The following is an 18545-nucleotide window of genomic DNA, read 5'->3' as shown; positions in this document are numbered from 1 at the left end:
AATGACTATCCTGGTTGTCGCTGAACACGAAAACGCCGCACTGGCGCCTGCCACCCTGAACACGGTCGCTGCTGCGGCCAAGATCGGTGGCGATGTGCACGTGCTGGTCGCAGGTCAGAATGTGGCCGGCATTGCCGAAGCTGCTGCCAAGATCGCTGGCGTGGCCAAGGTCCTGGTGGCCGACAATGCCGCCTACGCCCACGCCTTGCCAGAAAACGTCGCGCCCCTGATCCAGGAACTGGCCAGCGGCTACACCCACGTGCTGGCCCCGGCCACCACCAATGGCAAGAACATCCTGCCGCGCGTCGCTGCACTGCTGGACGTCGACCAGATCTCCGAGATCATCGCGGTCGAGTCCGCCGATACCTTCAAGCGCCCGATCTACGCGGGTAACGCCATCGCCACCGTGCAATCGAGCGCTGCGGTCAAGGTCATCACCGTGCGCACCACCGGCTTCGATGCCGTGGCCGCAGAAGGTGGTTCGGCGGCTGTGGAGTCGGTCGCGGCCGCTCACGACGCAGGCAAGTCGTCGTTCGTGGGCGAGGAGTTGGCCAAATCCGACCGTCCGGAGCTGACTGCAGCCAAGATCGTCGTCTCCGGCGGTCGTGGCATGGGCAATGGTGACAACTTCAAGCACCTGTATACCCTGGCCGACAAGCTCGGTGCCGCGGTCGGCGCCTCGCGCGCTGCAGTGGATGCGGGCTTTGTGCCCAACGACATGCAGGTCGGTCAGACCGGCAAGATCGTCGCACCGCAGTTGTACATCGCCGTCGGTATCTCCGGCGCGATCCAGCACCTGGCGGGGATGAAAGACTCCAAGGTGATCGTCGCCATCAACAAGGACGAGGAAGCACCGATCTTCCAAGTGGCCGACTACGGTCTGGTCGCCGATCTCTTCGAGGCGGTGCCGGAGCTGGAAAAGCTGGTCTGATCCAGACGCTTCACTTATAAAGAAGCCCGGCCCTCGCTTTGAGGGTCGGGCTTTTTTCATGGTGGGTCCGTGCGGTGTGGTCAAGGAGAGGGCAATGAAGTTGGGCAAATCCGGCCGCTGGCTGATGTGCATCATGGCCGTGACGGCTTCGCAGGCGATGGCGGCTGGCAAATGCGAGAAGCTGGTGGCGACCGGTAGCCCGGACGCGCCGCCTTACTCCTGGCAAGACCCGAAAGACCCCAGGCATTTGATCGGCGCCAACGTCGACCTGTTGCGCCAGGTGGCAGGCGAGCTTGGCGTGAAGGTCGAAGTACTGAGCGCCGGACGCCGGGATCAGGCGCTCGAAGAGGTTCGCAGCGGGCGCATGGACGTGCTGCTGGATACGCCCATGCAGGTCGCTCAGCTGACCGCACTGGACTACATTCATCCGCCACTGCAACTCAACGAATACCTGGTCTGGACCCGTCATGACGCAACCGTGACGCTGGACGGCCCAGCTGACCTTGCCCGCTACCAGGGCAGCGTGTCGGAGAAGGCTCGGCTGACCCCGGCCTTCGAGGCCTTCGCCAAGGCTCAGCTCAAGCTGGTGCCCTCGCAGAACCTGACTCAAGCCTTGCAGAAGCTGGTGTTGGGCCAAGTGGATTACGTGCTGGCCGGGCGCTATTCGGGCATGGCCATGATCCAGAGTCTGGGGTTGGGTAGTGACCTCATCGCTCGGGACCTGGTGGTGGACCGACCTGGGCTGTACTTGGCCGTGTCCCACAACTCGGCCTGCAATGACGCCTGGTTGCGTGGGCAATTGGCGAAAAAGCTGACAGAATTGCCGGTCTCTGGTGCCTCCGAGGCGGTGCTGCAACAGAACGTGGAGCGCTGGAAGGCGCAGATGCAGATGACCGCTGACGCCCCCAAACAGTAGGAAGATTGCGTGAGAACCCAACCCCTGATCCTGGCCCTGGCCGTCGTCGGCCTCGCCGGTTGTGCCAACGACCCGGCCCCCAATGAGCAGATGCGCCTGTCCGAACAAGCCCTTGAGCAGGCCAGGGCGGTTGGCGCTACCGACCAGGTCGACACCTTCAAGCTGGCGGAAGACAAGCTGGCGCGGGCCAGATCCAACATGACCAGCCAGGACTTTCGCGACGCCCGCATGCGCGCCGAACAGGCCGAGTTGGATGCGCGCCTGGCCGAAGCCCAGGTGCTGACGGAAAAGAGCGCCGAGCAATTGAAGGTGGTTGACGCGCGCGTCAAGCGCCTGCGCAAACAACTGGAGGTGCAGCCATGAATCGCACCCTCAAGCCTTTTGCCACCTTGGTATTACTGGCGTTTGTCGGCCTCCAGGGCTGCGCGAGCCAGCGCAGTGAGTCCGCGTTGGTCGATGCGTCCACCGCCTTGCAGAAGGTCAAGGATGACTCCGATGTATTGCGCAGTGCGCCGCGCGATGTGATTCGCGCCGGTGAATCGCTGGCGCGGGCCGAGCGTCTGGCAGGTTATGTGGGCACCGGCAGTGACGTACGCCATTATGCTTATCTCAGCCAGCGCTACAGCGAAATCGCCCGCGAGCATGCCAACCTGGCGCTGAATCAGGAGCGTCTGGCCAAACTCGATTTGGAGCGTCAGCGTCTGCAACTGGCGTTGCGCGAGGCGAAACTGGACAGTGTCCAGCAGCAGGGTAAATGGGTCGAATCGCAGATCGCCGCACTGGCCTCCGAGCAGGGCGAGCGCGGTCTGGTCATGACCCTGTCGGACGTGCTGTTCGACACCGGCGAAGCGCAGTTGAAGAGTTCGGCCAGCCGCACCGTGCTCAAGCTGGTGCAGTTCCTCCAGCTCAACCCGCGACGCGTGGTGCGCATCGAGGGTTATACCGACAGCACCGGAACGCCGGAAGACAACCTGAAGCTGTCGCGCGATCGCGCCCAGTCGGTAGCGGACATGCTGGTCGACCTGGGCATCGATGAGAAGCGCATCGAGGTCCAGGGCTACGGCGATCAGTATCCGGTAGAGGTCAACGCGTCGGAGCGGGGCAGGGCGCAGAATCGCCGGGTCGAGATCGTCTTTTCCGACGACAAGGGCAGACTTGCGCCGCCACGCTGAGGCGGTTGACGCGGCAACGGGTTGTTTTGGCTATCACGCAACTGTAACGGCGACTATCCTCTGATCTGTCCCAGTACACTTTGCAACTGTTCCGGTATTCTGTCTGGACTGTGAGTGGCACAAAAACAACGAATCTGTCCGCGTCTCGAGAATCACCATGACCAATCTGCTGTTGTACCAGCGTATCGCCCAGCAACTGGCCGAGGACATCCGCCGCGGTGTCTACCAGCCAGGTGAGCGGGTGCCGTCGGTGCGCAAGATGAGCGCACAGCTCAACGTCAGTCACGCCACGGTGTTGCAGGCCTATGCCAATCTCGAGGACCAAGGGCTGATTCGCGCTCGGCCGCAGTCCGGCTATTATGTCCACCAGACGCCCGCCTTGACTGCGCCGACCCCCGACATCGCGCGGGTCGAGCGTCCAGGGCTGGTCACGCGGGCCAGTATCATCCAGCAGGTGTTGACCGAAGCGCGCCGCGACGGCGTGTTTCCCTTCGGCGCAGCGGTCCCTCACGTGGACTACCTGCCCGTGCGCGCACTGCATCAGCAGATCGCCAAGGTCACTCGCTTCCACAGCCCGCGCGCCTTCAGCTATATGTTCAGCCCAGGGTTCGAGCCGCTGCGTCGGCAGATCGCCATCCGTATGCGCGATGCCGGGGTGCTGGTCGACCCGCGCGAGGTCATCGTCACCCATGGCTGCGTGGACGCGCTGCAGATGTCGCTGCGCGTGTTGACCCGTCCCGGCGACCTGATCGCTGCCGAATCGCCGACCTATTACGGCCTGCTGCAATTGGCTGACCTGCTGGGTCTGAAGGTCATCGAGATCCCCAGTGACCCGTCCACCGGCATCAGTCTGGAGGCCTTGCAACTGGCCGCCAACCAGTGGTCGATCAAGGCGCTGGTGCTCACGCCACGCCTGAGCAACCCGCTGGGCGGCACCATGCCCGAGGAGCGTCAAAAGCAGTTGTTGCGCCTGGCTTCGGACTTCGATATTCAGATCGTCGAAGACGATATCTATGGTGAGCTGATGTTCGAACAGGGCCGGACCAAGGCCCTCAAGGCCTTTGACCGACTGGATCGGGTGATCTACTGCTCGAGCTTTTCCAAGACGCTATCGCCCGGTGTGCGCGTCGGCTGGATGATTCCGGGACGCTATCAGGATGAGATCCAGCGACTGCAGACCTTCACCACCCATTCGGCCTGCAGTGTCACGCAGATGGGCGTGGCGGCCTACCTGGAAAATGGTGGTTACGACCGCCACCTACGCTTCATCCGCCAGGAATACCGCAAGAACCTCAGCGCCTATCAGTTGGCGGTACAGCAGCATTTCCCTGAGGGCACACAGATGACTCGGCCCACAGGTGGATTCATTCTGTGGGTCAGTCTTCCGGGGCGGGTCAATACCCAGGAGCTGCATGTGCGGGCGCTGGAGCAGGGCATCAGCATCGCGCCCGGGCTCATCTTCAGCAACACCGAGCAGTTCAACCACTGCATTCGCTTGAACTGCGGGATTCCCTGGAACAGGGAAGCCGAGCGTGCAGTCATGACGTTGGGGCTGTTGGCCCAGCAGTTGTGTCGAGAATCGTCTATGGCCATTTTCTAGCTTGTCATATGCGCGTTTAACGGGGAGCATAGGCATTTTGATGCCATGCCTTCGATCGCTATGACTGCCTTCCGTCTTTCTGCACTGCTGTTGTGTCTAGCGTGCCCCTTGTGGCCCGGCACTGCGGTGCATGCTGCGCAGGCGCCAGCTGCGAGTGAGGCCGCGTCGGCTAAGACGGGTGGTGCCGCTGCCAAGCCTGCAGTCAAGCAGGCTGCCAAGCCGGTCGCGAAGAAGCCGGCGAAGACGCCGAGCAAATCGGCAGCCAAGGCCAAGCGCAAGGCGGCCAAGAGCAAGTCCGTCGGTAAGGCTGCCACCCAGCCGCTGCCCAATCCTAAGCTCGACCTCAGTTTGCCGAGCGATATGGTGAGAAATCTCAAGCCGGATGTAAGGTCTACACCTGCCCCCCGAAAGGCGCTGTTGCCGGCCATGTTCCCCGACAAGTCTGCCGGTGATGACAGCCCGTTCCAGCTCAATGGCAGGCTGATCAGCAATGAGATGCAGCTTCAGTTACGTAACGACAGCCGTCGTGACGTGGAGGGCGCTGCCATCGAATTCGAATTCCGTAACTGACTGTCGAGTCACGGCGGATTTCATCGAGTCGGCAATTTCAAACGTATGTTTGAGCGGTTAGTATCCAGGGATGTCCGTCCCGTTCTGCTCCAGGGAGTGCAGTTGTCATGAAATGCCGTGAGGGCTGCGGTGCCTGTTGCATCGCCCCGTCCATCAGCTCGTCGATACCCGGAATGCCGCATGGCAAGCCGGCAGGCGAGCGCTGCTTGCATTTGTCCTTGGATAACCTCTGTGCTTTGTTTGGCAAGCCCGAGCGGCCGAAAGTCTGTGCCGGATTCAAGGCTGAGGTGGACATCTGTGGGAGTGATCGCGACGAGGCGATCAGGATCATCGGCTGGCTGGAGCGAATAACGGCGGCGTGACATTGGGCTCTTCGACAAAAGGAACAAGATGATGAGATCGATCAAGCGCGTTGTTTTGCTGTGTGGCATGGGCGTTCTCCTGGCGCCGGTAGCCTGGGCGGAGAACTGGCAAGTGGCCAAGGACGAGGAGGGCATTCAGGTGTCCCTCAGCGAAGTGGCTGGCTCGAAGTACAAGGCCTATCGTGGGGTCACCGTCATCAAGGCGCCATTGGCCAAGATCAAGGCGCTGCAGGAGGATGTGGCGAGCTCTTGCGCGTGGGTGCATGAATGCAAGTCACAAAAGCTGCTCAAGCATGAGGGCGACCAGAGCTGGACCTATACGCAGTTCAATACGCCGTGGCCGGTGACGCCGCGTGACTCGATCCTTCATGTGACCACCGTGCAGGAAGCGGACGGCAGCCTGATGCGCAAACTCGAAGGTGAGCCCAAGTACCTGCCGGAAGAGAAGGGGTTCGTGCGAGTGGCCCAAGTGGAAGGCTTCTGGAAGCTGGTGCCCAAGGGGGACAGTACCGAGGTGACCTATCAGGTGCACACGGAGCCGGGCGGCAGCGTGCCGTCATGGCTGGCCAACAAGTTCGTGGTCGAGGCGCCGTTCAATACGCTCAAGGCGTTGCGCGAGCGGGCTCAAGCGCGCTGATCGAAGAGCAATCCGCCCCATCGCGTGGGGCGGGTGCTCCATTGATCAAAGCGGTTCAATCTCCTTCACGCGCTGCGTACCCAGGGCCTTTATGACCCTCATTCGGACATCGTCGTAGTCTGCTGTCCGTGTAAATGTGGCTTCTCTCACCTTGACGGAGACAGGACGATGGGTGGTGGCGTAGTGCTGCTGAGTTATCCAGTTGTCTTCAGGCGATTGCGCGCAATCGAAGTGCAAGCTCTTCAAATCGAAACGGTCCGGCGCGACGATCCGAACGGTTGCCACTCTCTTCTGAGAGAGGTCGCTGCGCTCTCGGTTGGTATAGGCAAACATCCGCAGCCTCGCCTCTACCGACAAGCGCTCCAGTAAGTCTGCGCTGGTAGTATTTTCTGCCAACGATTTGATGCTGAAGGTATCGGTGAGTGTCTCTGTTCTGTTCAGAAACGAGGTCATGCTCCAATGAAGGTTATTCAGGCTGGCCAGGCACGTGACCGCCCATTTGTCTGGAGCATCGAACGCGTCATGTTGGCGGCTGGCAGAGAGTTGTGCCAGCAAAAGGGTGTCCAGTATGTCCTGTCGGTCGATAGCGCTGATCGAGCAGGGGATGGACACGATCGCCTGGGCTACTCGATAGAGATTGCTAGATTCGTCGTCCATGAGGTCGTCCTATTAAACCGTCAGAAATTCAGTGAGTCGAAGAATTTGCTCGTGCTCTCACCGAGCTTTTCCTTGACTTGGCTTTCCACGCTCTTGTAGTGCGAGTAGTTCAATGTCCACTCATTGGCGCAATGTTCCAGGCTGACATTGCTCGAGGTCCAGCTCCAGAACCAAAAGCCCCCACTGTCTTCCTTGTGCTCGAACACCATGGCGTGGCTGTACATCACCACGTCGTCATCCTTCTGCATGACGGGCAATATGTCGAAGGCACCCGATGCGCCTGAACTTGAAGACTTCTGGAGTTTGCTTAGTACTTCGCTGTCGCCTTTGAGGGCATTGATGGTGGCGCTGGTGAGGTCAGCAATGAGCGCAGCATTCGGGCCGGCCGCGAGTTTGATCAGTTCAATCGCCACATTTTCCATGGTGACTTCGAGTTTGCTGCCTTTGTAGCGGGTCAGCTTGTTGTCCGAGCCAATCCAGCCCAAATGTTGGAGTGCTTCGTTGTACACCTCATACCATTGCATGCGCTGTTCGATGTGATTGAATTTTTGATCGGCCGCGCGTTGCGCAAGCTGTGTCGAATACTTGACGGCCTCTTTGAAAGGGGTATCCAGGTTCGAGGTGAAGGCAATCAACTGCGATTGGACTACGCCGGCCTTGGCGTCCGTATTCTCTGGAGTGGGGGCATCCGGGGTATCGACCGCGTTACGACGCACGCGTGGGGCGGGAATCTGATCGATGAATGCCAGGCTTTTTTCGATAGTCATTAGTTTGTCCTGCTGAGGCTGTGTGAGTTCGCACGTTCTGACGTGCGCTCGGATCGTCTCGTGTCCGTTGGCGACACATCAGCAGGAAGGGTTTCGTTGGATTGGGTCGGTCAGTAGAAACGAAAAGCCCCGGCAAGTTGCCGGGGCTTTTCGTTCGACGCGCAGTGATCGTTTACTTGCGATCTTTCAGTGCGGTCAGGTCACGCTGCGGTTCGCCGGTGTACAGCTGGCGCGGACGGCCGATCTTGTACGGGCCGGACAGCATTTCTTTCCAGTGCGAGATCCAGCCTACGGTACGGGCCAGGGCGAAGATCACGGTGAACATGCTGGTTGGAATGCCGATCGCCTTGAGGATGATCCCCGAGTAGAAGTCGACGTTCGGGTACAGCGAGCGCTCGATGAAGTACGGATCGGTCAGGGCAATCTCTTCCAGGCGCATGGCCAGTTCGAGTTGCGGATCGTCTTTGATGCCCAGTTCGCGCAGCACTTCGTCGCAGGTCTGCTTCATTACGGTGGCGCGCGGGTCGCGGTTCTTGTAGACGCGGTGACCAAAGCCCATCAGCTTGAACGGATCGTTCTTGTCCTTGGCCTTGGCGATGAAGGCATCGATGTTCGAGACATCGCCAATTTCATCGAGCATGGTCAATACGGCTTCGTTCGCACCACCGTGGGCAGGGCCCCACAGCGCTGCGATGCCGGCGGCGATACAGGCGAACGGGTTGGCGCCCGAGGAGCCTGCCAGGCGTACTGTAGAGGTGGACGCATTCTGCTCGTGGTCCGCGTGGAGGATGAAGATCCGGTCCATCGCCTTGGCCAGCACCGGGCTGATCGGTTTGATCTCGCACGGGGTGTTGAACATCATGTGCAGGAAGTTCTCTGCGTACGACAGGTCGTTGCGCGGGTACATCATGGGTTGGCCCATGGAGTACTTGTAGACCATCGCGGCCAGGGTCGGCATCTTCGCCACCAGGCGCACGGCCGAGATCTCGCGGTGCTGGGGGTTATTGATGTCCAGCGAGTCGTGGTAGAAGGCCGAGAGGGCGCCGACCACGCCGCACATGACGGCCATGGGGTGCGCGTCGCGGCGGAAGCCGTTGAAGAAGGTTTTCAGCTGTTCGTGAACCATGGTGTGGTTCTTGACGTTGCTGACGAACTTGGCCTTCTGCTCGGCGTTCGGCAGTTCGCCGTTGAGCAGCAGGTAACAGGTTTCCAGGTAGTCCGACTGCTCGGCGAGCTGTTCGATGGGGTAGCCGCGGTGCAGCAGTACGCCCTTGTCGCCGTCGATGTAGGTGATCTTGGATTCGCACGAGGCGGTGGCCATGAAGCCCGGATCGAAGGTGAAGTGACCGGATGCCCCCAACCCGCGGACGTCGATGACATCGGGACCAACGGTGCCGGTTAAAATGGGCAGCTCTACGGGGGCTGCGCCCTCGATGACCAACTGCGCTTTTTTGTCAGCCATGTGGCCTCCTATTAATGCTTGAAATCATCAGTCAGACCCCCCACGCAGGGCCCGCACCACTATAGAGGGATAAATTCAGATGTCAATTTGCCTAAAGGCTGGTTGAAACCCTCTCCAAGCCCATGATTTTCACGAAATTGCCGGCCATTTACGCCTTTTGTTCACTAAAGGCAATGCGCTATTCGGGCTAGCCCCTCACGTTGTCATAAGCAGCCTAACTGTCTATACTCGGCAGCCGACTCCCAGGGGCTTTCCAGCCCGCCCTGCTGGGTGTCGTGTTCTCTCCGGTGGTGGGTACCTGACCAGTACACTTACCAACAACTTTGCCCTGTTCCCTAGGGGCTCTTCAGTGTGAAAAAAGCCGTGAAAAGCCAACGACCTGTAAACCTAGACCTAAGGACCATCAAACTCCCGATCACAGCCTACACGTCCATTCTTCATCGTATTTCCGGCGTCATCCTGTTCCTCGGCCTTGCCATCATGCTGTACGCACTGGGCAAGTCGCTGGGTTCCGAGGAAGGCTTTGCCGAGGTGAAGGCGTGTCTGACCAGTCCGCTGGCCAAGCTGGTGACCTGGGGCCTGCTGTCCGGCCTGCTGTATCACCTCGTCGCAGGTGTTCGTCACCTGATCATGGACGTGGGTATTGGCGAGACGCTGGAAGGCGGCAAGCTGGGCTCGAAAATCGTGATCGTCATCTCTGTGGTGCTGATCGTTCTGGCGGGAGTTTGGGTATGGTAACCAATGTCACGAACCTGTCGCGTTCGGGCCTCTATGACTGGATGGCGCAGCGCGTTTCTGCGGTCGTTCTCGCGGCTTATTTCATTTTCCTGATCGGCTACCTGGCCGTGCACCCTGGGCTCGACTACGCCCAGTGGCACGCACTGTTCTCCAACAACGCGATGCGAATCTTCAGCCTGCTGGCGCTTGTCGCGCTGGGCGCTCACGCCTGGGTCGGCATGTGGACTATTGCCACTGACTACCTGACACCGATGTCTTTCGGCAAATCGGCGACGGCGATTCGTTTCCTGTTCCAGGCGGTATGCGGCGTTGCGATGTTCGCTTACTTCGTCTGGGGTGTGCAGATTCTCTGGGGTATCTGATTCATGGCTAACATTCCAACCATTTCCTTCGACGCCATCATCATCGGTGGCGGCGGTGCTGGTATGCGCGCTGCGCTGCAGCTGGCTCAAGGCGGCCACAAGACTGCCGTAGTCACCAAGGTCTTCCCGACCCGTTCGCACACCGTATCCGCCCAGGGCGGCATCACGTGCGCCATCGCTTCGGCCGACCCGAACGATGACTGGCGCTGGCATATGTACGATACCGTCAAGGGCTCCGACTACATCGGTGACCAGGACGCTATCGAATACATGTGCCAGGAAGGCCCGGCTGCGGTCTTCGAACTGGACCACATGGGCCTGCCGTTCTCGCGTACCGAAACCGGTCGTATCTACCAGCGCCCATTCGGTGGCCAGTCCAAGGACTTCGGCAAGGGTGGCCAGGCCGCGCGTACCTGCGCTGCGTCCGACCGTACCGGTCACGCCCTGCTGCACACCCTCTATCAGGGCAACCTGAAAGCCGGCACCACTTTCCTCAACGAGTACTACGCCGTTGACCTGGTCAAGAACCAGGACGGCGCGTTCGTCGGTGTGATTGCGATCTGCATCGAAACCGGCGAAACCATGTACATCAAGTCCAAGGCCACCGTACTGGCCACCGGCGGTGCTGGCCGTATCTACGCCTCCACCACCAACGCCCTGATCAATACCGGCGACGGTATCGGCATGGCGCTGCGCGCCGGCGTACCGGTGCAGGACATCGAGATGTGGCAGTTCCACCCGACCGGCATCGCCGGCGCTGGTGTACTGGTCACCGAAGGCTGCCGCGGTGAGGGTGGTTACCTGATCAACGCCCACGGCGAGCGCTTCATGGAGCGTTACGCGCCGAACGCGAAAGACCTGGCTGGCCGCGACGTGGTCGCCCGTTCCATGGTCAAGGAAATCATCGCCGGCAATGGCGTGGGTCCGAACAAGGATCACGTCCTGCTCAAGCTCGATCACCTGGGCGAGGAAGTGCTGCACAGCCGCCTGCCAGGTATCTGCGAGCTGTCCAAGACCTTCGCCCACGTCGACCCGGTGGTCGCGCCGGTACCGGTGGTCCCGACTTGCCACTACATGATGGGCGGCGTTGCCACCAACATTCATGGCCAGGCCATCACCATGGACGCCGACGGCCAGGATCACATCATCCCGGGTCTGTTCGCCGTGGGTGAAGTGGCATGCGTATCGGTACACGGTGCCAACCGCCTGGGCGGCAACTCGCTGCTCGACCTGGTGGTGTTCGGCCGTGCTGCCGGCCTGCACCTGGAAAAAGCCCTGAGCGATGGCGTCGAGTACCGCGATGCGAGCGACACCGATGTCGACGTGGCGCTGAACCGCCTGAACAAGCTCAACGAGCGTACCAGCGGCGAAGACGTCGCCAGCCTCAAGCGCGAACTGCAAAGCTGCATGCAGAACTACTTCGGTGTATTCCGTACTGGCGAATACATGCAGAAGGGTATCGAGCAGTTGGCCGGTCTGCGTGACCGCATCGCCAACGTCAAGATCAACGACAAGTCCCGGGCCTTCAACACCGCGCGCATCGAAGCGCTGGAGCTGCAGAACCTGCTGGAAGTCGCCGAAGCTACCGCCATCGCGGCCGAAGCCCGTAAAGAGTCGCGCGGCGCACACGCCCGTGAAGACTTCGAAGACCGTGACGACGAAAACTGGCTGTGCCACACCCTGTACTACCCGGGTGAGAAGCGCGTAGCCAAGCGTGGTGTCAACTTTGCGCCGAAGACAGTGCCTGCCTTCGAACCAAAAGTCCGGACTTACTAAGGGTGGCCGCTATGTTGAAAGTCGAAGTTTATCGTTACAACCCGGACACCGACTCGGCGCCCAAGATGGAGTCGTTCGACGTCGATACCGGCGGCAAGGACCTGATGGTGCTGGACGTGCTGGCGCTGATCAAGGAAAAGGACGAGGGCTTCTCGTACCGTCGCTCCTGCCGTGAAGGCGTGTGCGGTTCCGATGGCATGAACATGAACGGCAAGAACGGCCTGGCCTGCATCACCCCGTTGTCGGGCGTGGTCAAGGGCAACAAGCTGGTGCTGCGTCCGCTGCCGGGGCTGCCGGTCATTCGTGACCTGGTCGTCGACATGAGCATCTTCTACAAGCAGTACGAGAAGGTGAAGCCGTTCCTGCAGAACGATACGCCGGCACCGGCCATCGAGCGTCTGCAGTCGCCGGAACAGCGCGAGAAGCTGGACGGTCTGTACGAGTGCATCCTGTGCGCCTGCTGCTCGACCTCCTGCCCATCGTTCTGGTGGAACCCGGACAAGTTCCTGGGCCCCGCCGCGCTGCTGCAGGCCTACCGTTTCCTGGCCGACAGCCGTGACACCAAGACCCAGGAACGCCTGGCGTCGCTGGATGACCCGTTCAGCGTATTCCGCTGCCGCGGGATCATGAACTGCGTGAACGTCTGCCCGAAGGGTCTCAACCCGACCAAGGCGATCGGCCACGTACGTAACATGCTGCTGCAAAGCGGCACCTGATTCGAATGTTGCACCAGCAGTAAGCCGACGCGCGGGTGGTGAGCCCGCGCCGAGGTAAAACCGGAGCAAGGGCCCACAAAGCCCGCGCTCATTACCTTTGAAGATATGAGACCAGCAGGGGCTTCCGGGCTGGTACCCGGAAAATCTGCAGGATCCAGGTGGCGTGGTTGGTCGCTGTGTTCGGACTTTTCCAGGTTTGCGTGGTTCTTGTCGATCCGTCCCCTAACGAGGGTGACCAAGCATGCAAGAAAGCGTGATGCAGCGCATGTGGGAAAGCGCCCACCTTTCAGGTGGTAACGCTGCATATGTGGAAGAGCTCTACGAACTCTACCTGCACGACCCTAACGCTGTGCCAGAAGAGTGGCGCACCTACTTCCAGAAGTTGCCCGCCGACGGCAGCACCGCTACCGACGTCTCGCACTCGACGATCCGCGATCATTTCGTACTGCTGGCGAAGAACCAGCGCCGCGCTCAACCGGTATCTGCCGGGAGCGTGAGCAGCGAACACGAGAAGAAGCAGGTTGAAGTGCTGCGACTGATCCAGGCCTATCGTATGCGCGGTCATCAGGCTGCCAAGCTCGACCCCTTGGGGTTGTGGCAGCGCCCTGCGCCCGTAGACCTGTCGATCAATCACTACGGCTTGACCAATGCCGATCTTGATACGACCTTCCGTGCCGGCGACCTGTACATCGGCAAAGAGGAAGCGAGCCTACGCGAAATCGTCGATGCCTTGCAGAAGACATATTGTCGCACCATCGGCTCCGAGTTCACCCACATCGTCGATTCCGAGCAGCGCAGCTGGTTCCAGCAGCGCCTGGAAAGCGTGCGTGGTCGTCCTGACTTCTCCGTCGACGTGCAGACTCACCTGCTCGAACGCGTCACCGCCGGTGAAGGCCTGGAGAAATACCTGGGCACCAAGTATCCAGGCACCAAGCGTTTCGGCCTGGAAGGCGGCGAGAGCCTGATTCCGATGCTGGACGAAATGATCCAGCGCTCCGGCTCCTATGGCACCAAGGAAGTCGTGATCGGCATGGCCCACCGCGGTCGTCTGAACGTGCTGGTCAATACCTTCGGCAAGAACCCGCGCGAGCTGTTCGACGAGTTCGAAGGCAAGAAGATGAACGAGCTGGGTTCCGGTGACGTGAAGTATCACCAGGGCTTCTCCAGCAACGTCATGACCAGCGGCGGCGAAGTCCACCTGGCCATGGCATTCAACCCGTCCCACCTGGAAATCGTCTCGCCGGTGGTGGAGGGCTCGGTTCGTGCCCGCCAGGACCGTCGCAACGACAGCATCGGTGACAAGGTTCTGCCCATTTCCATCCACGGTGACGCGGCGTTCGCCGGTCAGGGCGTGGTCATGGAAACCTTCCAGATGTCGCAGACCCGCGGTTTCAAGACCGGCGGCACTGTGCACATCGTGATCAACAACCAGGTCGGCTTCACCATCAGCAACCCACTGGATGCGCGCTCCACCGAGTACGCCACCGACGTTGCCAAGATGATCCAGGCGCCGATCCTGCATGTGAATGGCGACGACCCGGAAGCCGTGCTGTTCGTCACCCAGTTGGCCATCGACTATCGCATGCAGTTCAAGCGTGATGTGGTGATCGATCTGGTCTGCTACCGCCGTCGCGGTCATAACGAGGCTGACGAGCCCAACGGCACCCAGCCGCTGATGTACCAGCAGATCAGCAAGCAGCGCACGACCCGTGAGCTGTACGCCGACGCGCTGATCCAGGCTGGTCGCATCGACAGCGAGCGCGCCCAGGCCAAGATCGACGAGTACCGCAGCGCGCTGGACAACGGCCTGCACGTGGTCAAGAGCCTGGTCAAGGAACCGAACCGCGAGTTGTTCGTCGACTGGCGTCCGTATCTGGGCCATGCCTGGACCGCGCGTCACGACACCCGCTTCGACCTCAAGACCCTGCAGGAACTGTCGGCCAAGCTGCTCGAGCTGCCGGAAGGCTTCGTCGTCCAGCGTCAGGTCGCCAAGATCTACGAAGACCGGCAGAAGATGCAGGCCGGTGGCCTGCCGATCAACTGGGGTTACGCAGAGACCATGGCCTACGCCACTCTGCAGTTCGAAGGTCACCCGATCCGCATGACCGGCCAGGACATTGGCCGTGGGACCTTCTCGCACCGTCACGCGGTGCTGCACAACCAGAAGGACGCCGGCACCTACGTACCGCTGATGAACCTGTTCCCGGGCCAGCCGCGTTTCGAACTGTACGACTCCTTCCTTTCGGAAGAGGCCGTGCTGGCGTTCGAATACGGCTACTCGACCACCACGCCGAACGCGCTGGTGATCTGGGAAGCCCAGTTCGGCGACTTCGCCAACGGTGCGCAGGTGGTAATCGACCAGTTCATCACCAGCGGCGAACATAAATGGGGCCGTCTGTGCGGTCTGACCATGCTGTTGCCGCACGGTTATGAAGGGCAGGGCCCGGAGCACTCCTCGGCACGCCTTGAGCGTTACCTGCAGTTGTGCGCTGAGCAGAACATCCAGGTCTGCGTGCCGACCACGCCAGCGCAGATCTACCACCTGCTGCGTCGTCAGGTCATCCGTCCGCTGCGCAAGCCGCTGATCGTGCTGACGCCCAAGTCGCTGTTGCGCCACAAGCTGGCTGTGTCGACCCTGGAAGACCTGGCCGAAGGCTCGTTCCAGACCGTCATTCCGGAAATCGATGCGATCGAGCCGGCCAAGGTCGAGCGTCTGGTGCTGTGCAGCGGCAAGGTCTACTACGACCTGCTGGAAAAACGCCGTGCCGAAGGCCGCGAAGACATCGCCATCTTGCGTATCGAGCAGCTGTATCCGTTCCCTGAGGACGATCTGGTCGAAATCCTGGCGCAGTACACCAACCTCAAGCATGCGGTCTGGTGCCAGGAAGAGCCGATGAACCAGGGCGCCTGGTACAGCAGTCAGCACCACATGCGTCGCATCCTGGGCCGCCACGACAAGGCGCTGGTCCTCGAGTACGCCGGTCGCGACGCCTCTGCCGCGCCTGCTTGTGGCTACGCGTCCAAGAGCGCCGAGCAGCAGGAAAAACTGCTGCAAGACGCGTTCACTGTCTAACGCCTTCGCGCACCTGAAACCGAATTTAAGGAAACACTGATAATGGCTATCGAGATCAAAGCCCCAACCTTCCCGGAATCGGTTGCCGACGGCACCGTTGCCACCTGGCACAAGAAGCCGGGCGAAGCCGTCAAGCGTGACGAGCTGATCGTCGACATCGAGACCGACAAGGTCGTCCTGGAAGTGCTGGCCACCGCCGACGGCGTACTGGGCGACATCGTCAAGGGTGAGGGCGACACCGTCCTGTCCGACGAAGTACTGGGTTCGATCGTTGAGGGTGGCGCAGCTGCCGCTGCACCTGCCGCCGCCGCTGCGGCACCGGCTGCCGCTCCGGCTGCTGCCGCCGCTGACGCTGGCGAAGATGACCCGGTCGCCGCGCCTGCCGCACGCAAGCTGGCCGAAGAGAACGGTATCGATCTGGCCTCTGTGAAGGGCACTGGCAAGGGCGGTCGTGTGACCAAGGAAGACACGGTCGCGGCCATCGCCAACAAGAAGTCCGCGCCTGCTGCTGCTCCGGCCGCCAAGCCTGCCGCTGCCGCCGCTGCCCCGGTCGTCGTCGCTGCCGGCGATCGCACCGAGAAGCGCGTGCCGATGACTCGTCTGCGCGCCAAGATCGCCGAGCGTCTGGTCGAAGCGCAATCGAACATGGCCATGCTGACCACCTTCAACGAAGTGGACATGACCGAAGTCATGGCCCTGCGTTCGAAGTACAAGGACCTGTTCGAGAAGACCCACAATGGCGTGCGCCTGGGCTTCATGTCGTTCTTCGTCAAGGCCGCCACCGAGGCGCTCAAGCGCTTCCCGGCAGTCAACGCATCGATCGACGGCAACGACATCGTCTACCATGGCTACGCGGACGTCGGCGTAGCCGTCTCCAGCGACCGTGGTCTGGTAGTGCCTGTGCTGCGTAACGCCGAATCGATGTCGCTGGCCGAGATCGAGAACGGCATCGCCACCTTCGGCAAGAAAGCCCGTGACGGCAAGCTGTCCATCGAAGAGATGACTGGCGGTACCTTCACCATCACCAACGGTGGTACCTTCGGTTCGATGATGTCGACCCCGATCGTCAACCCGCCGCAGGCTGCGATCCTGGGTATGCACAACATCATCCAGCGTCCGATGGCGATCAACGGCCAAGTGGTCATTCGCCCGATGATGTACCTGGCGCTGTCCTACGACCACCGTCTGATCGATGGCAAGGAAGCCGTAACCTTCCTCGTCACCATCAAGAACCTGCTGGAAGATCCGTCCCGCCTGCTGCTGGACATCTAATCGCACAGTTGCAAGCGGCAAGCGCCAGGCTTCATGACGAAGCCTGCCGTTCCAGCCGCTTGCAGCTTGAAGCTTGAAGCTAAAAAGGAATCTTTTATGACCCAGAAATTCGACGTAGTGGTGATTGGTGCGGGTCCTGGCGGCTATGTGGCTGCCATCAAGGCTGCCCAGCTCGGTCTGAAGACTGCCTGCATCGAGGAATACACCGACGCCGAAGGCAAGCTGGCCCTGGGCGGTACCTGCCTGAACGTCGGCTGCATTCCCTCCAAGGCGCTGCTCGACAGCTCCTGGAAGTACAAAGAAGCTAAAGAAAGCTTCAACGTCCACGGTATCTCCACGGGTGAAGTGAAGATGGACGTCGCCGCGATGATTGGCCGTAAGGCCGGCATCGTCAAGAACCTGACCGGTGGTGTGGCCACTTTGTTCAAGGCCAATGGCGTGACCTCGATCCAGGGCCACGGCAAGCTGCTGGCGGGCAAGAAAGTCGAAGTCACCAAGGCTGATGGCAGCAGCGAAGTCATCGAAGCTGAGAACGTGATTCTCGCTTCCGGCTCGCGCCCGATCGACATCCCACCGGCGCCAGTCGACCAGAAAGTCATCGTCGACTCTACCGGCGCGCTGGAATTCCAGGCCGTGCCTAAACGCCTGGGCGTAATCGGTGCCGGCGTGATCGGTCTGGAGCTGGGTTCGGTCTGGGCTCGCCTGGGCGCAGAAGTGACTGTCCTGGAAGCTCTGGACACTTTCCTGATGGCCGCCGACACCGCGGTTTCCAAGGAAGCCCAGAAGACCCTGACCAAGCAAGGTCTGGACATCAAGCTGGGTGCACGGGTCACCGGTTCGAAAGTCACTGGTGAAGAAGTCGAAGTCACCTACACCAACGCCGAAGGCGAGCAGAAGATCACCTTCGACAAGCTGATCGTCGCCGTGGGCCGTCGTCCTGTGACCACTGACCTGCTGGCCGTCGACAGCGGCGTCAATATCGACGAGCGTGGCTACATCTACGTTGACGACTACTGCGCCACCAGCGTCCCAGGCGTCTATGCCATCGGCGACGTGGTGCGTGGCCTGATGCTGGCGCACAAGGCCTCGGAAGAGGGCATCATGGTCGTCGAGCGCATCAAGGGTCACAAGGCCCAGATGAACTACGACCTGATCCCGTCGGTGATCTACACCCACCCGGAAATCGCATGGGTCGGCAAGACCGAGCAGGCATTGAAAGCCGAAGGCGTTGAGGTTAACGTGGGCACCTTCCCGTTCGCGGCCAGCGGCCGTGCGATGGCGGCGAACGACACCGGTGGTTTCGTCAAGGTCATCGCCGATGCCAAGACCGACCGTGTGCTGGGCGTTCACGTGATCGGCCCATCGGCTGCCGAGCTGGTTCAGCAGGGCGCTATCGCCATGGAATTCGGCACCAGTGCCGAAGACCTGGGCATGATGGTGTTCAGCCACCCGACTTTGTCCGAAGCGCTGCATGAAGCCGCGCTGGCTGTGAATGGCGGCGCCATTCACGTGGCCAACCGTAAAAAGCGTTAAT

18 protein-coding genes are annotated in these 18545 nt (G+C 60.8%); 15 read left to right on the top strand and 3 right to left on the bottom strand.

Features of this window, described 5'->3' with window-relative positions:
* Position 1: 1 nt before the first annotated feature.
* The 8 genes from NJ69_RS10215 (at position 2) to NJ69_RS10180 (ending at position 6188) form a co-directional block, all read left to right on the top strand.
* Entirely contained in the window at positions 2-931 is a 930-nt protein-coding gene (locus tag NJ69_RS10215) for an electron transfer flavoprotein subunit alpha/FixB family protein (protein ID WP_029612054.1), read from the top strand.
* 94 nt (positions 932-1025) lie between these two features.
* A complete protein-coding gene (locus NJ69_RS10210; protein ID WP_039578682.1) occupies positions 1026-1847 on the top strand; it encodes a substrate-binding periplasmic protein in 822 nt (273 codons plus the stop codon).
* A gap of 9 nt (positions 1848-1856) precedes the next feature.
* Positions 1857-2210, top strand: a complete 354-nt coding sequence (locus NJ69_RS10205; RefSeq protein WP_029612056.1) for a DUF4398 domain-containing protein — start codon at positions 1857-1859, stop codon at positions 2208-2210.
* Entirely contained in the window at positions 2207-3019 is an 813-nt protein-coding gene (locus NJ69_RS10200; RefSeq protein WP_039578680.1) for an OmpA family protein, read from the top strand. The genes NJ69_RS10205 and NJ69_RS10200 overlap by 4 nt, the downstream gene beginning before the upstream one ends.
* A 157-nt stretch (positions 3020-3176) precedes the next feature.
* Positions 3177-4619, top strand: coding sequence for a PLP-dependent aminotransferase family protein (locus NJ69_RS10195; RefSeq protein WP_039578677.1), 1443 nt, complete (start codon positions 3177-3179; stop codon positions 4617-4619).
* A gap of 45 nt (positions 4620-4664) precedes the next feature.
* On the top strand, positions 4665-5189 hold the full coding sequence (locus NJ69_RS10190) for a hypothetical protein (protein WP_240326851.1): 525 nt from the start codon (positions 4665-4667) through the stop codon (positions 5187-5189).
* A gap of 107 nt (positions 5190-5296) precedes the next feature.
* Positions 5297-5551 (top strand): YkgJ family cysteine cluster protein, encoded by a 255-nt coding sequence (locus NJ69_RS10185; protein ID WP_039578675.1) that lies wholly within the window; start codon positions 5297-5299, stop codon positions 5549-5551.
* Positions 5552-5579: 28 nt separating this feature from the next.
* Positions 5580-6188 carry an START domain-containing protein gene (locus tag NJ69_RS10180; protein WP_432416633.1) on the top strand — a complete coding sequence of 203 codons (609 nt, stop codon included), beginning with the start codon at positions 5580-5582 and terminating at the stop codon, positions 6186-6188.
* A gap of 45 nt (positions 6189-6233) precedes the next feature.
* Here NJ69_RS10180 and NJ69_RS10175 read toward each other — a convergent pair whose 3' ends face one another.
* The 3 genes from NJ69_RS10175 to gltA form a co-directional block, all read right to left on the bottom strand.
* Positions 6234-6845 carry a hypothetical protein gene (locus NJ69_RS10175; RefSeq protein WP_039578671.1) on the bottom strand — a complete coding sequence of 204 codons (612 nt, stop codon included), beginning with the start codon at positions 6843-6845 and terminating at the stop codon, positions 6234-6236.
* 20 nt (positions 6846-6865) lie between these two features.
* Positions 6866-7612 carry a hypothetical protein gene (locus tag NJ69_RS10170; protein ID WP_039578668.1) on the bottom strand — a complete coding sequence of 249 codons (747 nt, stop codon included), beginning with the start codon at positions 7610-7612 and terminating at the stop codon, positions 6866-6868.
* A 172-nt stretch (positions 7613-7784) separates the two neighbouring features.
* Positions 7785-9074 (bottom strand): citrate synthase, encoded by a 1290-nt coding sequence (gltA, locus tag NJ69_RS10165; RefSeq protein ID WP_029612062.1) that lies wholly within the window; start codon positions 9072-9074, stop codon positions 7785-7787.
* A gap of 351 nt (positions 9075-9425) precedes the next feature.
* On the opposite strand from gltA, the gene sdhC reads away from it, so the two are divergent.
* The 7 genes from sdhC (at position 9426) to lpdA (ending at position 18544) form a co-directional block, all read left to right on the top strand.
* Positions 9426-9812 (top strand): succinate dehydrogenase, cytochrome b556 subunit, encoded by a 387-nt coding sequence (sdhC, locus tag NJ69_RS10160; protein ID WP_116888551.1) that lies wholly within the window; start codon positions 9426-9428, stop codon positions 9810-9812.
* Positions 9806-10174: a succinate dehydrogenase, hydrophobic membrane anchor protein gene (sdhD, locus tag NJ69_RS10155; protein WP_039578662.1), complete on the top strand. Its 369-nt coding sequence runs from the start codon at positions 9806-9808 to the stop codon at positions 10172-10174. Before sdhC ends, sdhD begins: the two co-directional genes overlap by 7 nt.
* 3 nt (positions 10175-10177) lie before the next feature.
* Positions 10178-11950 (top strand): succinate dehydrogenase flavoprotein subunit, encoded by a 1773-nt coding sequence (gene sdhA / locus NJ69_RS10150; RefSeq protein WP_039578660.1) that lies wholly within the window; start codon positions 10178-10180, stop codon positions 11948-11950.
* 11 nt (positions 11951-11961) lie between these two features.
* Positions 11962-12666 (top strand): succinate dehydrogenase iron-sulfur subunit, encoded by a 705-nt coding sequence (locus NJ69_RS10145; RefSeq protein ID WP_029612065.1) that lies wholly within the window; start codon positions 11962-11964, stop codon positions 12664-12666.
* Positions 12667-12907: 241 nt separating this feature from the next.
* A complete protein-coding gene (locus NJ69_RS10140) occupies positions 12908-15739 on the top strand; it encodes a 2-oxoglutarate dehydrogenase E1 component (RefSeq protein ID WP_039578657.1) in 2832 nt (943 codons plus the stop codon).
* 42 nt (positions 15740-15781) lie between these two features.
* The gene (odhB, locus tag NJ69_RS10135; protein ID WP_039578654.1) at positions 15782-17011 is read left to right on the top strand and encodes a 2-oxoglutarate dehydrogenase complex dihydrolipoyllysine-residue succinyltransferase; all 1230 of its coding nucleotides are present in this window, start codon (positions 15782-15784) and stop codon (positions 17009-17011) included.
* 96 nt (positions 17012-17107) lie between these two features.
* Positions 17108-18544: a dihydrolipoyl dehydrogenase gene (gene lpdA, locus NJ69_RS10130; protein ID WP_029612067.1), complete on the top strand. Its 1437-nt coding sequence runs from the start codon at positions 17108-17110 to the stop codon at positions 18542-18544.
* Position 18545: the final 1 nt, after the last annotated feature.

The organism is Pseudomonas parafulva (genome assembly GCF_000800255.1).
Classification (GTDB): Bacteria; Pseudomonadota; Gammaproteobacteria; order Pseudomonadales; family Pseudomonadaceae; genus Aquipseudomonas; species Aquipseudomonas boreofloridensis.
This window is presented reverse-complemented; position numbering and strand designations above follow the sequence as displayed.

Bases quoted from the DNA above. Each gene is read 5' to 3' on its own strand.
- NJ69_RS10215 (WP_029612054.1), top strand. From the start codon at position 2: ATGACTATCCTGGTTGTCGCTGAACACGAAAACGCCGCACTGGCGCCT.
- NJ69_RS10210 (WP_039578682.1), top strand. From the start codon at position 1,026: ATGAAGTTGGGCAAATCCGGCCGCTGGCTGATGTGCATCATGGCCGTG.
- NJ69_RS10200 (WP_039578680.1), top strand. From the start codon at position 2,207: ATGAATCGCACCCTCAAGCCTTTTGCCACCTTGGTATTACTGGCGTTT.
- NJ69_RS10195 (WP_039578677.1), top strand. From the start codon at position 3,177: ATGACCAATCTGCTGTTGTACCAGCGTATCGCCCAGCAACTGGCCGAG.
- NJ69_RS10190 (WP_240326851.1), top strand. From the start codon at position 4,665: ATGCCTTCGATCGCTATGACTGCCTTCCGTCTTTCTGCACTGCTGTTG.
- NJ69_RS10185 (WP_039578675.1), top strand. From the start codon at position 5,297: ATGAAATGCCGTGAGGGCTGCGGTGCCTGTTGCATCGCCCCGTCCATC.
- NJ69_RS10180 (WP_432416633.1), top strand. From the start codon at position 5,580: ATGATGAGATCGATCAAGCGCGTTGTTTTGCTGTGTGGCATGGGCGTT.
- NJ69_RS10175 (WP_039578671.1), bottom strand. From the start codon at position 6,845: ATGGACGACGAATCTAGCAATCTCTATCGAGTAGCCCAGGCGATCGTG.
- NJ69_RS10170 (WP_039578668.1), bottom strand. From the start codon at position 7,612: ATGACTATCGAAAAAAGCCTGGCATTCATCGATCAGATTCCCGCCCCA.
- gltA (WP_029612062.1), bottom strand. From the start codon at position 9,074: ATGGCTGACAAAAAAGCGCAGTTGGTCATCGAGGGCGCAGCCCCCGTA.
- sdhD (WP_039578662.1), top strand. From the start codon at position 9,806: ATGGTAACCAATGTCACGAACCTGTCGCGTTCGGGCCTCTATGACTGG.
- sdhA (WP_039578660.1), top strand. From the start codon at position 10,178: ATGGCTAACATTCCAACCATTTCCTTCGACGCCATCATCATCGGTGGC.
- NJ69_RS10145 (WP_029612065.1), top strand. From the start codon at position 11,962: ATGTTGAAAGTCGAAGTTTATCGTTACAACCCGGACACCGACTCGGCG.
- NJ69_RS10140 (WP_039578657.1), top strand. From the start codon at position 12,908: ATGCAAGAAAGCGTGATGCAGCGCATGTGGGAAAGCGCCCACCTTTCA.
- odhB (WP_039578654.1), top strand. From the start codon at position 15,782: ATGGCTATCGAGATCAAAGCCCCAACCTTCCCGGAATCGGTTGCCGAC.
- lpdA (WP_029612067.1), top strand. From the start codon at position 17,108: ATGACCCAGAAATTCGACGTAGTGGTGATTGGTGCGGGTCCTGGCGGC.